General features: G+C 73.9%; 1 protein-coding gene. It reads left to right on the top strand.

Features of this window, described 5'->3' with window-relative positions; genetic code table 11:
- The first annotated feature begins 56 nt into the window (after positions 1-56).
- Positions 57-17,648 carry a non-ribosomal peptide synthase/polyketide synthase gene (locus ACIQWX_RS38365; protein WP_400883103.1) on the top strand — a complete coding sequence of 5,864 codons (17,592 nt, stop codon included), beginning with the start codon at positions 57-59 and terminating at the stop codon, positions 17,646-17,648.
- The last annotated feature ends 6 nt before the right edge of the window (positions 17,649-17,654 follow it).

Here is a 17,654-nt window from a genome sequence, read left to right on the forward strand (position 1 = left end):
CCCGCCGGTACCGGCGGGTTCCCCGTCGTGCCCGGAAGGTAGCGAAGACGATGACCGTGCAAGACACGCCGGCCGAAACGGACGGCACCGCGCCGAGAACCACCGGCCTGGCGGAGCTGTTCGCCGCACGGGCGCTTTCGGCGCCGGACGCCGTCGCCGTGGAAGGCGACGGCGTCCGGCTGACCTACGGCGACCTGCACGAGCGAGCCGACCGGCTGGCGGCCCACCTCGTCCGGCTGGGCCTGCGGCCGGAGGACCGGGTCGGGCTCCTGCTCGGCCGGTCGGCGGACTTGGTCGTCGCCGAGCTGGCCGTCGTGACGGCCGGGGGCGCGTACGTACCCCTCGACGGCCGCGCGCCGGACACCCGGCTGCGCACCCTCCTGGCCGACGCCGGGGTGTCCATTCTCGTCACCGACGACCCGGATCGCGCGGCGAAGATCCACAGTGGACTCACCGTGCACGCGGCCGATCCGCTACCCGACGCGGGATTCGTGCTGCCGCAGGCGGATCCGGACCGGTTGGCGTACCTGATGCACACCTCGGGCTCGACCGGGACGCCCAAGGGGGTCGCCGTCCGGCACCGGGACGTCGTGGCGCTCGCCGCGGACCGCCGGTTCGCCGGTGGGGCGCACGAGCGGGTGCTGCTGCACTCGCCGGTCGCCTTCGACGCCTCGACCTACGAGCTGTGGGTGCCGCTGCTGAACGGCGGCACCGTGGTGGTCGCCCCGCCCGGCGACCTCGACGTCGAAACGCTGCGGACCGTCCTTTCGCGACACCGCGTGACGGCGCTTTGGCTGACGGCCGGCCTGTTCCGCGTCGTCGCCCAGGAGGCGCCGGACTGCTTCCGCGGCGTGCGCGAGGTCTGGACCGGCGGGGACGTCGTCCCGGCCGAGTCCGTGCGGCGCGTGCTGCGGGCGTGCCCGGGCCTGACCGTGGTCGACGGCTACGGCCCGACCGAGACGACCACCTTCGCCACTTCGCACCGGCTGCCGTCGGCGGACGCGGTGCCGGCGGCCGTGCCGATCGGCCGTCCGCTCGACGACGTGCGGGCGTACGTCCTGGACGGCGACCTCACCCCGGTCGCCGACGGCGAACCCGGCGAGCTCCACCTCGCCGGCGCCGGATTGGCCCGCGGCTACTGGGCCCGGCCCGGTGCGACGGCGGAGAAGTTCGTCGCCGACCCGGCCGGTGCGCCCGGCGACCGCATGTACCGCACCGGCGATCTGGTGCGCCGCAACGAAGACGGTGAGCTGGAGTTCCTGGGCCGGGTCGACGACCAGGTCAAGGTCCGCGGCTTCCGGGTCGAGCTGGGCGAGATCGAAACCGTGCTCGCCGCCGCTCCCGGCGTCGCCGAGGTCGTGGTGGTCGCGCGCCAGGACCGGCCCGGCGTCAAGCGCCTCGTGGCCTACGTGGTGGGGGAGCCGGGTGACCTCGAAGCGGCCGCCGCCGCGGCACTGCCCGACTACATGGTGCCCTCGGCGTTCGTCGTGCTCGACGCCCTTCCGTTGAGCAGCAACGGAAAGGTCGACCGGCGAGCTTTGCCCGCGCCGCCCGCCGAGGCCGCGGAAACCACTGAACCGCGGACGGACACCGAGCGTGCCGTGGCGAATGTCCTGGCCGAGGTGCTGGGTGTCGAACGCCTCGGCGTCGACGAGGACTTCTTCGCCCTCGGCGGCGACTCGATCCTGGCGGTGCAAGCGCTTTCGCGGCTGCGCCGGGAGTTCGGCGCCGGGCTGTCGGCGCGGACGCTGTTCGACGCGCCCACCGTGGCCGGACTGGCGAGCGTCCTGACAGCAGCGACGCCGGAGGAGGCGGCGATCCCGGTCGCCCCATCGTCGGGCGTCCTCCCGCTCTCCCCCGCCCAGCGACGGCTGTGGTTCCTCGACGAACTGACCGGCGGCAGCGCCGAGTACAACACCGGGGTCGGCCTCCGGCTGTCCGGCCCGCTCGACGTCGACACGCTGCGGGCGGCCCTGGCGTCGCTCTGCGCGCGTCACGAATCCCTGCGGACGACCTTCGGGGACGAGGTCCAGCGGATCGCACCCACCGGCGAGATCCCGTTGCGCATCAAGGAAGAGCCGCCGGATGACGACGTGCTGACGGCCGAACTGGGCGAGCCGTTCGACCTGCGGACCGGCCCGCTGACCCGGGCGACGCTGTTCCCGCTCGGCCCCGGCGAACACCTGCTCCTGCTGTGCCAGCACCACATCGTCACCGACGGTCGCTCGATCGGCGTGCTCACCGAGGAACTGCTCGGCTTCTACGCCGGTGTGACCCCGCCGCCGCTGCCCCTGGACTACCGCGACTACACGCACTGGCGGCTCCAGTCCACTTCGGACGACCAGCTCGGCTACTGGCGCGAAACCCTGGACGGCATCGAACCGCTGGCCCTGCCGACGGACCGGCCCCGCCCGCCGCAGCGCACGACCGACGGCGCGGTGCACCGCCACGACCTCCCGGCCGACCTGGTCCGGCGGATCGCCGACGCCGGCCGCCCGCACGGCGCGACGCTCTTCATGACGCTCACCGCCGCGGTGCAGGTGCTCCTGGCCGCCTACAGCGGGCAGCGCGACGTCGCCGTCGGCACCGCGGTCGCCGGCCGCGACCGGGCCGAACTCGAGTCGCTGACCGGGTTCTTCGTCAACACCCTCGTCCTGCGGTCCACTGTGGACAACGACCGGTCGTTCGACGAATTCCTCGGCGAATTCCGGGAGACCGTGCTGGCGGCGTTCGCTCACGGCGACGTGCCCTTCGACCGCGTCGTCGACGAGGTCCAGCCGGACCGCGACCCCTCGCGGACGCCGCTCGTGCAGGCCGTCGTCGTCCTGCAGACGCCGCTGGTGCGGCCCCGCGAGGTCGCCGGGTTGAGCGTGGCCGAGTACGACCTGCCGCGCCCGTCGGCCCGGTTCGACCTGGTCGTCGAGTTCTGGCCGCACGCGGACGGCCTGCGCGTCATCGTCGAGTACGCGACCGCGCTCTTCGACGTGGCCACGATCGAGCGCCTCGCCCGCAGCCTGGAAACGCTGCTGACGGGCATCGCCACCGACCCCGCCCGCCCGGTGGGTGACCTCCCGCTGCTGACCGGCGAGGACCGCAGCTTCCTGCTCCCGGCGAGCACGAAGAGCACGGAGAGCCCGGCGGGCATTGTCCCGGACCTGTTCGACCGCCGCGCCGACCGCCACCCGGACGCGAAAGCGGTCACGGGCGACGAGGAGCTGACCTACCGCGAACTGCAAGCCCGCGCCAACCGGCTCGCACGGCGGCTGATCCGCCTCGGCGTCCGTCCGGAGGACCGGGTCGGCGTGCTCATGGACCGCTCGGCCGCCCAGGTCGTCGCGGTGCTCGCGATCCTCAAGGCCGGCGCCGCCTACCTCCCGCTGGACCTGCGCGCCCCGGCCGACCGGATGCGCCTGGTCCTCGACGGCACGCCGTTGCTGCTCACCGACGAGCGGTGGCAGGACACCGCGGCCGACGTCCACGAGAACCCGTTCGTGGTCACGGACGTCGACGAGCCCACGACGGTGATCGACATCGCAGTCGATCCGCACAACCTGGCCTACGTCGAGTACACCTCCGGCTCGACCGGCGTCCCGAAGGGCGTGGCTGTCAGGCACGCCGACGTCGCCGCGCTCGCCGCCGACCCGCGTTTCGTCGGCGGCGCCCACGACCGGGTGCTCCTGCACTCGCCGCTCGCCTTCGACGCCTCGACCTACGAGCTGTGGGTACCGCTTCTCAACGGCGGCACCGTGGTCGTCGCCCCGCCCGGTGACCTGGACGCCGACGCCCTCCGCCGCGTCATCACCGGCCACGGCGTCACCGCCTTGTGGCTGACCGCCGGGCTCTTCCGGCTCTTCGCCGAGGACGACCCGGAGTGCTTCGCCGGCCTGCGCGAGGTTTGGACCGGCGGCGACGTCGTCCCGCCTGCCGCGGCCCGCCGGGTCCTCGACGGCTGCCCGGGCCTCACGGTCGTCGACGGCTACGGCCCGACCGAAACCACCACGTTCGCTTCTTCGTTCCCGATGCCGTCGGCGGACGCGGTCCCCGAGACCGTCCCGATCGGCACGCCCCTGGCCGGCATGCGCGTGTACCTCGTGGACGAGCGGCTCCGGCTGGTGCCGCGCGGCGCGCTCGGCGAGGTCTGCATCGCCGGCGCCGGCCTCGCGCGCGGCTACTTCGCCCGGCCCGGCGCGACCGCCGAGCGGTTCGTCGCCGACCCGTTCGGGGCGCCGGGCGACCGGATGTACCGGACCGGCGACCGCGGCCGGTGGCGCACCGACGGCACCCTCGAGTTCGCCGGCCGCGCCGACGACCAGGTGAAGATCCGCGGCTTCCGCGTCGAACCCGCCGAGGTCGAACGCGTGCTGGCCGCCCAGCCGGGCGTCGCCCAGGCCGTCGTGGCCGTCCGCGTCACCGGCGCGCGCAAGCAGCTCGCGGGGTACGTCGTCCCGGCCGACGGATCCACTGTGGACACCGGCGCGCTGCGGCAGGCGGTGGGCCGCACGGTGCCGGACTACATGGTGCCGTCCGCGATCGTCGTGCTGGACGCGTTGCCGCTCAACGCGAACGGCAAGGTCGACCGGCGCGCCCTGCCCGAGCCGCGCTTCGAGTCCACCGGGGACCGGACGCCGCGCACCGAGCGGGAAGCCGTCCTCGCCGGCATCTGGGCCGACGTGCTCGGCGTCGAGCGCGTCGGCGTCGAGGACAACTTCTTCGCCCTCGGCGGCGATTCGATCCTCAGCATCCAGGTCAGCGCCCGGGCCCGGCGCGCGGGCCTCGCCGTGACCACGGCCGACCTGTTCCGGCACCAGACGATCGCGGCGCTCGCCCCGGTGATCGGGGACGCCACGGCGAGCCCCGTCCGCGGACCGGTGACCGGCGACGTCGTGCTCACCCCGATCCAGCGCTGGTTCTTCGAGACCGCGGCGGTGCCGTACCGGTTCGACCAGGCGATCGCGGTCGACCTCGCGGCGGACGTCGGCGAGGTCGCGCTGGCCACGGCGCTGGCCGCGCTGGCCGAGCACCACGACGCCCTGCGGATGCGGTTCGAGCCCGACGGCGACGGCTGGCGGCAGCACAACGCTCCCGTCGGCGAGGGGCACTCGATGCTGCGGTGGGCGCTGTCCGGTGAGCCCGGCCGGCGCGTGCTGCACCTGGCCGCGCACCACCTGGTCGTCGACGGCGTGTCGTGGCGGCTGCTGCTCGAAGACCTCGACCGCGCCTACCACCAGGTCGCCCGCGGCGAAGCGGTCGACCTCGGCCCGCGGACGACGTCGTTCCGCGACTGGGCCGCGAAACTCGCCGAGCACGCCGAAGCGGGCGGGTTCGACGACGAACTGGACCACTGGCGGAGCCTGCCCGAGGCGGCCCCGATCCCGGTCGACGGCCACGGCGCGAACACGGTCGGCCGGGCCCGCGCGGTCACCGTCCGGCTCACCGCCGAGGAGACGCGGGCGCTGCTGCGGAAGGTCCCGGAGGTCTACCGGACGCAGGTCAACGACGTGCTGCTGACCGCGCTCGGCCGTGTGCTGGGGGAGTGGACCGGCCACGTTCCGGTGATCGACCTCGAAGGCCACGGCCGCGAGGAACTGTTCGACGCCGACCTCTCGCGGACGGTCGGCTGGTTCACCAGCATGTTCCCGCTCGCACTGGACGTCCCGGACGGCTGGGGCGCCGCCTTGAAGTCGGTCAAGGAGCACCTGCGTGCGGTTCCGCGCCGCGGCATCGGCTACGGCGCCCTGCGCTACCTGACCGGGACGGCGCCGGTCATCACCCCGCCCATCAGCTTCAACTACCTCGGCCAGTTCGACCTGCCCGGCGACCTCTACACCGGTCTGCACCGCGAGCTGTCCCTCGACGCCGACCCCAGCGACAGCCGCCCGCACCTCCTGGAGGTCGTCGGCCGGGTCGACGGCGACGTGCTCGAATTCGGCTGGCACTACGCCGACGGCGTCCACGACGAAGCCACCGTCCGGAGGCTGGCCGACGGGATGCTCGATGCGCTGCGAGCCATCCTCCGGCACTGCGCCGACCCGGCCGCGGGCGGCCGCACCCCGGCCGACTTCCCTCTCGCGGGTCTCGACCAGTCCACTCTGGACGCTCTGGTCGGCGACGGTCGCGAAGTCGAAGACGTTTACCCGCTCACGCCGATGCAGGCCGGCATGGTCTTCCACGACCTCGCGCAGCCCGGCGAACGCGTCTACTTCGAACAGATCTCGTTCACCCTCGACGACGTGCCCGACCCGCGCCGGCTGGGGGAGGCGTTCCAGCGGGTCGTCGACCGGACCCCGGTGCTGCGCAGCCGCATCGTCTGGGACGGCGTACCGCAGCCGCTCCAGATCGTGCAGCGCACCGCGGAACTCCCGGTGTCCTATCCGGACAGTGAAGCTGGTTACCTCACCACGGACCTGGCCGAGGGACTCGACCTGACAAAGGCGCCCCTGACCCGGCTGGCCGTCGTGAAGGTGTCCGCCACGAGCGTGCGGGTCATCTGGACCTTCCACCACGTCCTGCTCGACGGCTGGAGCGTCTTCGGCATCCTCAACGACGTCGTCGCGCTGCTGCGCGGCGAAGAACCGCCGCCGCGGCGGCCGTTCCGCGAGTACGCGGCCTGGCTGGCCGGTCAGGACGACACCCTCGCCGAGACGTACTGGCGCGCCGAACTCGCCGGCGTGACGCCCACGCCACTGCCCGGCGACCGCGCCTCCGGACGTGCCCACTCGGCCAGTTCCAGCGCCCGTGTCCCCCTCGAACTCGACGACGCCGGATCGGCGGCGGTCTACGCCTTCGCGCGCCGCCACCGGCTGACCGTGAACACGCTCGTCCAGGGCGCCTGGGCCGCGCTGTTGTCCCGCCACAGCGGCGAACCCGAGGTCTGCTTCGGCGCGACGGTGTCCGGCCGCCCGGCCGAACTGCCCGGCGCCGACGACATCCCGGGCCTGTTCATCAACACGCTCCCGGTGCGCGTCCGGCTCGACCGGGACCGCGGCGTCGCCGCCTGGCTGCGCGAACTTCAAGCGGCGCAGGCGGAATCGCGGCGGTTCGGCCACGTCGGCCTGCCCCGGCTGCAGGCGTGGAGCGGCAGTGGCGGCAGCCTGTTCGACAGCATCGTCGTGTTCGAGAACTACCCGGTCGACGAGGTGTCCGGGCTGCGGGACGTCGTCGCGGCCGAGCGCACCAACTACCCGCTCGGGCTGGTCGCCTACCCGGGCCGCCGGCTGTCGCTGGTCCTGACCCACGACCCGGCGGTCATCGCCCCGGCCGTCGCGGCCCGGCTCGCCGCCCACCTCGAAGCCCTGGTCCGCGGCATGGTCGCCGCGCCGGACGAGCCGGTGACGCGGGTGCCGATGCTGTCGGCCGCCGAGGTCCGGCAGCTGCTCGCCGAGCGGAACGACACCGCGGCCCCGGTGCCGGCGGGGACCGTGCCCGAGTTGTTCGAAGCCCGGGTACGCAGTCATCCGGCCGCGACCGCGCTGGTGACCGACGATCAGACGGTCACCTACGGCGAACTCGACGTCCGCGCGAACCGGCTGGCCCACCGGCTCCTCGAACTCGGCGTCCGGCCGGAAGACCGGGTCGCCGTCCTGATGGACCGTTCGCCCGCGCTCGTCGTCGCCGAGCTGGCGATCCTCAAGGCCGGCGGGGCATACCTGCCGCTGGACCTGCGGGCTCCCGCCGACCGGCTGCGGCTGCTGCTGGCCGAAGCCGAGGCCGACGTGCTGGTCACCGACTCGACGTGGCTGGAGACCGCCCACGAGGTCCACAGTGGACCTATCGTGACCGGTGTGGACGGTCAGCCGGAGACGCCGCCGGACGTACCGACGCAGCCCGGCCAGCTCGCCTACGTCATCTACACCTCCGGGTCGACGGGCAAGCCCAAGGGCGTGGCCGCGCGGCACCGCGACGTCGTCACGCTGGCCGCGGACCGGCGGTTCGCCCCGCACGACCGGGTGCTGCTGCACTCGCCCCAGGCGTTCGACGCTTCGACCTACGAGCTGTGGGTCCCGTTGCTCAACGGCGGCACCGTCGTCCTGGCGCCGCCCGGCGACCTCGACGTCCACACCCTCGGCCGCGCACTCACCACGCACGGCGTCACCGGCGCGTTCCTCACCACCGGGCTGTTCCGGCTGGTCGCCCAGGAAGCCCCCGAGGTGTTCGCCGGGCTGCGCGAGGTCTGGACCGGTGGCGACGCCGTGCCCGCGGCCGCCCTGCGCCGCGTCCAGGCCGCCTGCCCCGGTGTCCTCGTCGCCGACGTCTACGGCCCCACCGAGACCACGACGTTCGCGACCGTGCACCCGCTGCCCGGCGAGATCCCCGACGTCGTCCCGATCGGTGCGCCGCTGGACAACACGCGCGTCTACGTCCTCGACGCCGACCTGCGGCTGGCCCCGCCCGGGGCGCCCGGCGAGCTGCACATCGCCGGCGCCGGGCTGGCGCGCGGCTACCTCGGCCGCCCCGGCCTCACCGCCGACCGGTTCGTCGCGGACCCGTTCGGGCCCGCGGGGGAACGGATGTACCGCACCGGCGACCTCGTGCGCTGGACCGACGACGGCGCACTGGAGTTCGTCGGCCGCGTCGACGAGCAGGTGAAGGTGCGCGGCTTCCGCGTCGAGCCGAGTGAGATCGAGGCGGCGCTCGGCGAGCACCCGGACGTCGTGCAGGCCGCCGTGCTGGCCCGCGCGGACGGCGGCGTGAAGCGGCTCGTCGCCTACGTCGTCGGCGAAACCGCCGGGCTGGCGGAGTTCCTCGGCCGGACGCTGCCGGACTACATGGTGCCCGCCGCGTTCGTCCGGCTGGACCGGTTCCCGGTGAACGTCAACGGCAAGCTCGATCGCAACGCCCTGCCGGCACCCGATTTCGGCGGACGGGAGCACGTGGCCCCGCGCACCGAGCGGGAAGAGGTCCTCGCCGGGATCTGGGCCGAGGTGCTGGGCGTCGAACGCGTCGGCGCGACCGACGACTTCTTCGAGTTGGGCGGCGATTCGATCCTCAGCATCCAGGTCGTGTCCCGGGCCCGCCGGGCCGGGCTGGAGCTGCTGCCCGGCGACCTGTTCGCCCACCGCACGCCGGCCGCGCTCGCCGCGGCGGCCCGCACCGCCACCGAGACCGCCGAGCGCGACCCGGTCAGCGGATCCGTGCCGCTCACGCCGATCCAGCGCTGGTTCTTCGCGACGCAGACCGCCGCGCCGGACCACTTCCACCAGTTCGTCCACTTGGGACCGGACACGGTGGACGTCGGCGCGGCCCGCCAAGCCGTCGACGCGCTGCTGGCGCACCACGACGCCCTCCGGATGCGCTTCACCCACGACGAAGCCGGCTGGCACCAGGAGAACGGCCCGGTCGGCGCCGAAACCCCGCTCGTCCGGCTGGACGTCTCCGAACACGACATCAAGCTCGCCGTGCACCACCTCGTCGTCGACGGCGTCTCGTGGCGCGTGCTCACCGAGGACTTCGAGCGCGCCTACGACCAGGCGCTGCGGGGTGAGCCGATCGACCTCGGCCCGCGCACGACGTCGTTCCAGGAGTGGGCGACCCGGCTGACCGAGCACGCCGGATCCGGGGGCTTCGACGACGAACTCGGCCACTGGCGCGGCCTGCCCGAAGCGGCGCCGGTCCCGGTCGACGGCGACGGGGACACGACGGTCGCCGGAATGCGGTCGGTGACCGTCCGGCTGCCCGAGGCGGAGACGAACGCGCTGCTGCGCGAGGTCCCGCCGGTCTACCGGACGCAGGTCAACGACGTGCTGCTGGCCGCGCTCGGCCGGGTCCTGCGGGACTGGACCGGGGGCACGCCCGTCGTCGCCCTCGAAGGGCACGGCCGCGAGGACCTGTTCGCCGATGTCGACTTGTCGAGGACGGTCGGCTGGTTCACCAGCGTCTTCCCGGTGGCCCTGGACGTTCCGGACGACTGGGGCGCCGCTCTGAAGTCGGTCAAGGAGCAGCTGCGCGCGGTCCCGCGTCGCGGTATCGGTTACGGCGTCCTGCGCTACCTGGCCGGGACGGCGCCGGCGATCGACCCGCAGATCAGCTTCAACTACCTCGGGCAGTTCGGCTCCGGGCGTCTCGAATCCGACGAAAGCCCCCGCTCGGCGCGAGCGCACCTGCTCGACGTCGTCGGCCGCGTCGAAGCCGGAGAACTGGAGCTGACCTGGTACTACGCCGAAGGTGTCCACCAGGAATCCACTGTGGACACGCTGGCCACGGCGATGCTCGACACCCTGCGCGAGATCGTCCGGCACTGCGCGGAACCGGACGCGGGCGGCCGGACGCCGTCCGACTTCCCCCTGGTCACCTTGGACCAGTCCACTCTGGACGAACTGGTCGGCGACGGGCGCGCGGTCGAGGACGTCTACCCGCTGACGCCGATGCAAGCGGGCATGGTCTTCCACGCGCTGTCCCAAAGCGAAGAACGCGTCTACTTCCAGCAGGTCGCCTTCGTCCTCGACGGCGTCCGCGACCCGGCCGCCCTCGAACGGGCGTGGCAGCGGGTCGTCGACCGGACACCCGTGCTGCGGACGCGGATCGTGTGGGAGGACGTGCCCGAGCCCGTCCAGGTCGTGCAGCGCCACGCCGACGTCCCGATCACCCACCACGACTGGCGCGGCCACACCCGTGAAGAGCGGGACCGGGCGTGGCAGGACCTCCTCGACGCCGACCGCGCCCGCGGCCTCGACCTCACCGAGACGCCGTTGCTGCGCCTGGTGCTGGCGCGCCTGTCCGACACCGAAGTCCGCGTGCTGTGGACGTTCCACCACGTCCTGCTCGACGGCTGGAGCGTCTTCGGCGTGCTGTCCGACGTCTTCGCCGCCTACGCCGGCGACGAACTGCCCGAGCGGCCGCCGTTCCGCGACTACGTGTCCTGGCTGGCCCGCCAGGACGACTCCGCGGCCGAACGCCACTGGCGGGCGGAACTCGGCGACCTCACGGAACCCGCCCGGCTGCCCTTCGACCGCGTACCCGCCCAGGCGCACACCACCCGGTCCTCGCAGTGGCTGCGCATCCCGCTCGAGAACTCCGAGCGGCTGCGGGACGCGGCCCGGCGCGCCGGGCTCACGGTGAACACCGTCCTGCAGGGCGCGTGGGCGCTGCTGCTGGCCCGCCTCGGCGGCGAGCGGGACGTCTGCTTCGGCACGACGGTGTCCGGCCGCCCGGTCGAGCTGTCCGGCGCCGACGACGTCACCGGCATCTTCATCAACACCCTGCCCGTGCGCGTGACCGTCGCGGGCGGATCGGTGGCGGACTGGCTGGCCGCGCTGCAGGCCCGTCAGGTCGAGTCCCGCCGGTACGGCCACCTGCCGCTGACCAAGTTGCAGGCGTGGAGCGGCACCGCGGGGAGCCTCTTCGACAGCATCGTCGTGTTCGAGAACTACCCGGCCGACACGGCGGCGGCGCACGGCCTGCGCCTGCGGGACGTCGACGCGGCGGAGACGACCAACTACCCGCTCAGCGTCGTCGCGTCGCCGGGGGAGCGGATCACCCTCGACGTCGGCTACGACCCGGACCTGTTCGACACCGCGACGGCCGAGCGGATCGCGCGGCAGCTCACCGGCGTCCTCGACGCCTTCGCCGCGGACCTGGACCGGCCCCTGGCCGACGTCGACCTGCTCACCGACGCCGAACGCCGCCAGGTGCTCCTCGAGTGGAACGCCACCGCGCACCCGCTGCCGGACGGCGATCTGGCCGAGCTGTTCGCGGCGCAGGTCGAGCGCACCCCGGATGCCGTCGCGCTGACGGGGGACGGCTTCCGGCTGACCTACGCGGAACTGGACGAGGCCGCCGACCGGCTCGCGCGGTACCTGGTGTCGCTCGGCGCCGGACCCGAACGCGTCGTCGGGCTGCTCATGGACCGCTCGCCCGGGCTGCTCGTCGCCGAGGTGGCGATCATCAAGGCGGGTGCGGCCTACCTGCCGCTGGACACCCGTGCCCCCGCACCGCGCCTCAAGACCCTCCTCGCCGGCGTCACCATCCTCGTCGCCGACGAGACCTGGGCCTGGACCGCCCGGGCGATCCACAACGGACTCGTCGTCGTCCCGGATGGACGGACGGCCGACGTGCCGCTGCCCGCCGCGGACCGCGACAACCTCGCGTACGTGATGTACACGTCCGGGTCGACGGGGACGCCGAAGGGTGTGGCCGTGCGCCGGCGGGACGTCGTCGCGCTGGCCGCCGAACGGCGGTTCGCCGCGCACGACCGGGTGCTGCTGCACTCGCCGCACTCGTTCGACGCCTCGACGTACGAACTCTGGGTGCCGCTGCTCACCGGCGGTACGGTCGTCGTGGCGCCGCCGGGCGACCTCGACGTCGACACCCTCGGCCGGCTGCTGACCACGCACGGCGTGACCGGCGCGTTCCTCACCACCGGCCTGTTCCGGCTGGTCGCGCAGGAGGCCCCGGAAGCGTTCGCGGGAATGCGGGAGGTGTGGACCGGCGGGGACGCGGTGCCGGCCGCGGCCCTGCGGCGGGTCCGCGAGGCCTGCCCGGACACCGTGGTCGCCGACGTCTACGGCCCCACCGAAACGACGACCTTCGCGACGGTGTACCCGAGGCCGGGGGCGGTCCCGGACGTCGTCCCGATCGGGAAGCCCCTGGACAACATGCGGGCCTACGTCCTCGGGCCGGACCTGCGGCCGGTGCCGCCCGGCGCCCCCGGCGAGCTGTACCTCGCCGGGGAAGGCCTGGCCCGCGGGTACCTGGGCCGGCCCGGCCTGACGGCCGAGCGGTTCGTCGCCGACCCGTTCGGGCCGGCGGGGGAGCGGATGTACCGCACCGGCGACCTCGCGCGGTGGACCACCCGCGGCGAGATCGAGTTCGCCGGCCGCGCCGACGAGCAGGTCAAGGTGCGCGGGTTCCGGATCGAGCCCGGCGAGATCGAGGCCGCGCTGGCCGCGCACCCCGCGGTCGTCCAGGCCGCGGTGCTGGCGCGCGAAGACCACGGCGTCAAGCGCTTGGTCGCGTACTTCACCGGCGACGCCGGCGACCTGGCCGAGTTCCTCGGGCAGACCCTGCCGGACTACATGGTTCCGGCCGCGTTCGTCCGGCTCGACAGGTTCCCGTTGAACGTCAACGGAAAGCTCGACCGGAACGCCCTGCCCGCCCCGGACTTCGCCGCGGCCGGCACGCACCGGGCGCCGTCGACCGAGGCCGAACGCGCGCTGGCCGGGATCTGGGCGGACGTGCTCGGCGTCGCGGACGTCGGGGCCGAGACGAACTTCTTCGAGCTGGGCGGCGACTCGATCCTCAGCATCCAGGTCGTCTCCCGCGCCCGCCGCGCCGGCCTGACCCTGCTGCCGCACGACGTCTTCCGGCACCCGACCCTGGCGGCGCTCGCCGCGCACGCGGGCGAGGACGACGGCCCGCGGGCCGAGCAGGGCCCGGTCACCGGCGAAGCACCGCTCACCCCGATCCAACGGTGGTACTTCGAGTCCCAGCCCGCGCGGTTCGACCAGCGCGTGGTCGTCGAGTTCGACGACGACGTCGACGAGCAGGCTCTCCGCGGGGCGCTCGAAACGGTGTGGGCGCACCACGACGCTCTCCGGCTGCGGTTCGAAGGCGATGCCCAGCACGGCGAACCGGTGTGGCCTGCCGAACTGCTCGCCGGCGAGGTGTCGTTCACCCTCGGCCGCGGCCCGCTGCTGACCGCCGTCCTCGACGGGCGGCGGCTGCTGCTGGCCGCGCACCACCTCGTCGTCGACGGCGTCTCGTGGCGGATCCTCCTGGAGGACTTCCACGCCGCCTACCGCGGCGAGGACCTCGCGCCGAAGACGACGTCCTTCCTCGCCTGGGCCCGGAAACTGGCCGAGCACGCCGAAGCCGGTGGTTTCGACGACGAACTGGACCACTGGCGCGGCCTCCCGCCGGTGCCGCCGCTGCCTGCCGACGGCGAGGGCCCGGCCACCATCGCCGACAGCCGCGAAGTCACCGTCCGGCTCACGGCCGAGGAGACGCGGGCGCTGCTGCACGACGTCCCCGAGGTGTACCGGACGCAGGTCAACGACGTCCTGCTGACCGCGCTCGGCCGCGTGCTGCGGGACTGGACCGGGCACACCCCGGTCGTCGACCTCGAAGGGCACGGCCGCGAGGAGCTGTTCGACGACGTCGACCTCTCCCGGACGGTCGGCTGGTTCACCACGATGTTCCCGGTGGCCCTGGACGTCCCGGACGACTGGGGCACCGCGCTGAAGTCGGTCAAGGAGCAGCTGCGGGCGGTTCCGCGCCGCGGCATCGGCTACGGCGCCCTGCGGTACCTGACCGGCACGGCCCCCGCGATCGACCCCCTCGTGAGCTTCAACTACCTCGGCCGGTTCGACGACGCCGCCGGCGGTCTCGACGCCGACGTCGACCCGGACGCGCCCCGCACGCACGCCCTCGACGTCGTCGGCCGGGTCGTCGGCGGGGAACTGGAGCTGACCTGGTCGCACATCGCCGGCGTGCACCACCGGAGCACCGTCGAGCACCTCGCCGAGCGGATGCTGACGGCGTTGCGGGAGATCGTCGCGCACTGCGCCGAGCCGGGCGCGGGCGGCCGAACTCCATCGGACTTCCCCTTGGTCGCGCTCGGTCAGTCCACAGTGGACGACCTGGTCGCCCGGGGTGCCGAGGACGTCTACCCGGTGACGCCGATGCAGGGCGGCATGGTGTTCCACGGGCTTTCCCAAGCCGGCCAGGGCCTGTACTTCGAACAGGCGACGTTCGTGCTCGACGGCGTCACCGACGTCGACCGGCTCGCCGAAGCCTGGCAGCTCGTCGTCGACCGCACGCCGATCCTGCGCACCGCGTTCGTCTGGGCCGGGGTCGCCGAGCCGGTCCAGGTCGTGCACGGCGGGGTCCCCCTGCCCGTCCGCCGTCTCGACTGGACCGGGCGCGACCGTGACGAAGAACTGCGGAAGCTCCTCGACGAGGACCGCGCGGAAGGCCTCGACCTCGGGACGCCGCCACTGGCCCGGGTCGCGCTGGCCCGGCTCTCGGCGACCGAGGTCCAGGTGCTGTGGACGTTCCACCACGTGCTGCTCGACGGCTGGAGCGTCTTTCAGGTGCTCTCGGACGTCTGCACCGCCTACGCCGGGCAGCCGCTGCCCCCGCGACCGCCGTTCCGCGACTACCTCGCCTGGCTGGGCCGCCAGGACCAGGCGGACGCCGAACGCTTCTGGCGCACCGCGCTCGACGGCGTCGAGGGCCCGACCCCGGTACCCGCCGACCGGACGCCGGCCCCGGGGCACGCACTCGTTTCGGCCGAGTGGCTGCCGGTCGAGCTCGACGAGACCGCCACGGCCCGGCTCGACGCGTTCGTCAAGCGCCACGGCCTCACGCACAACGTCGTGCTGCAAGGCGCGTGGGCGCTGCTGCTGTCGGTCTACAGTGGACGCGACGACGTCGTGTTCGGCGCCACCACGTCCGGCCGGCCGGCCGAGGTGCCCGGCGTGGACGACATCACCGGCATCTTCATCAACACCCTGCCGGTCCGGGCCGCCGTCGACCGCCGCGCCCGCGTGGCGGACTGGCTCGCCGGGCTGCAGGCCGCCCAAGCCGAGGCCCGCGGCCACGGCCACGTGCCGCTCGCCCGCGTCCAGGGCTGGGCGGGCCTGCCCGGCGGGGTCGACCTGTGCGCCAGCCTGGTGGTGTTCGAGAACTACCCGATCACCGGCGCGTCCGCCGGCCACGGCCTGACCGTGCGCGGCCTGTCGGCGCGGGAGACGACCAACTTCCCGCTCACCGTGGTCGCGTCGCCGGGCACCGAGCTGACGGTCGACGTCGGCTACGACCCGGGCCTGTTCGACGCCGCGACGGTGTCGAGGCTGGCCGGGCACCTGCTGACCGTCCTCGGCGAACTGGCCGCGGACGGCGACCGGGCCCTCGGCGCCGTCACGATGACCACCCCGGACGAAACCCGGCTACTGGCGCGGTGGTCGGCGACCGGCGACGAGCCGCCGGCCCGGTCGCTGCCCGCGCTGTTCGGCGAGCAGATCCGCGCCCGGCCGGACGCGGTCGCGGCCGTCCTCGACGGCGAGCCGGTCACCTACGCCGAGCTGAACCGGCGGGCCAACCGGCTCGCGAACCGCCTGGTGGGCTTGGGTTTGCGCCCGGAGGAACCGGTCGGGCTCGCCGTGCACCGCGCCGACGCCGTGGTCGCCGAGCTGGCCGTGGTGAAGGCGGGTGGCGCGTACCTGCCGATCGACACCCGCGCCCCCGCAGAAAGGCAGAAGCTGCTGCTCGACGGCGTCCGGTTCGTCATCGCGGCGGAGGAGCACCCGGTCGGGCGGACCGTGCTGCTGTCCTCTGTGGACGACGAGTCCGCCGCGGACCCGGCGGTCGACGTCGATGGCGACCAGGCGGCGTACGTGATGTACACGTCCGGTTCCACCGGCGTGCCGAAGGGGGTCGTGGTGCGCCACCGCGACGTCGCCGCGCTGGCCGCCGACCGGCGGTTCCGCGGGGGTGCGCACGAACGCGTCCTGCTGCACTCGCCGCTGGCCTTCGACGCGACGACCTACGAGCTGTGGGTCCCGCTGCTGGGCGGCGGGCGGGTGGTCGTCGCCCCCGGTGAAGGCGTCGACGCGCCGGCCCTGCGGGACCTCGTGCGCGAGCACGGCCTGACCGCGATGTGGATCACCGCCGGGCTCTTCCGCGTCCTCGCGCAGGAAGCCCCGGACTGCTTCAGCGGTCTGCGCGAGGTCTGGACCGGCGGCGACGTCGTCCCGGCGGCCTCCGTGCGGCGCGTCCTCTCCGCGTGTCCCGGGTTGCGGGTCGTGGACGGCTACGGCCCGACCGAGACCACGACGTTCGCGACGTCGCACCCGATGGCCGACGTGGTCCCCGACCGGATCCCGATCGGCCGGCCGCTCGACGGGGTGCGGGCCCGGGTCGTGGACGCGGACCTGCGCCCGGTGCCACCGGGCGTGCCCGGCGAACTCTGCCTGGCCGGCGCGGGCCTGGCCCGCGGCTACCGGGACCGGCCCGGCCTGACCGCGGACCGGTTCGTCGCCGACCCCCTCGGCGCGCCGGGGGAGCGGATGTACCGCACGGGCGACCTCGTCCGCTGGACCGCCGAAGGCACTCTCGAATTCCTCGGCCGCCGCGACGACCAGGTCAAGCTGCGCGGGTTCCGCGTCGAACCGGGCGAAGTCGAAACCGTGCTGGCGCGGCACCCGGACGTGGCCCAGGCCGCGGTCATCGTGCGGGAAGACCAGCCGGGTGCCAAGCAGCTGGTTGCGTACGTGGTGTCCGATGTGGAGGGAGACGCGCTCCGGGAGTTCCTGGCCCGGACGTTGCCGGACTACCTGGTGCCGACCGCGTTCGTCGCTCTCCAGGAGCTGCCGGTCAGCGCCAACGGCAAGGTCGACCGCCGCGCACTGCCCGCCCCCGCCGCGCCGGAAACCCGGCACGTCGAACCGGAAACCGAGACCGAGCGCGCACTCGCCGGGATCTGGGCCGAGGTGCTCGGCGTGGCCCGGGTCGGCGCCGAAGACAGCTTCTACGCGCTCGGCGGCGACTCCCTGCGCAGCCTGCAGATCGCCGCCCAAGCCAGCGCGCTGTTCGACGTCCGGCTCACCCCGGCCGACGTGCTCACCGCGCGCACGGTCGCCGGGCTGGCCGGAACCGTCGAGGAACTCATCCTGGGCGAGCTGGAAAGCCTCGCCTTCGACCAGGAAGCGTGAGGACTG

The sequence above is a fragment of the Amycolatopsis sp. NPDC098790 genome (genome assembly GCF_044759945.1).
Taxonomy (GTDB): domain Bacteria; phylum Actinomycetota; class Actinomycetes; order Mycobacteriales; family Pseudonocardiaceae; genus Amycolatopsis.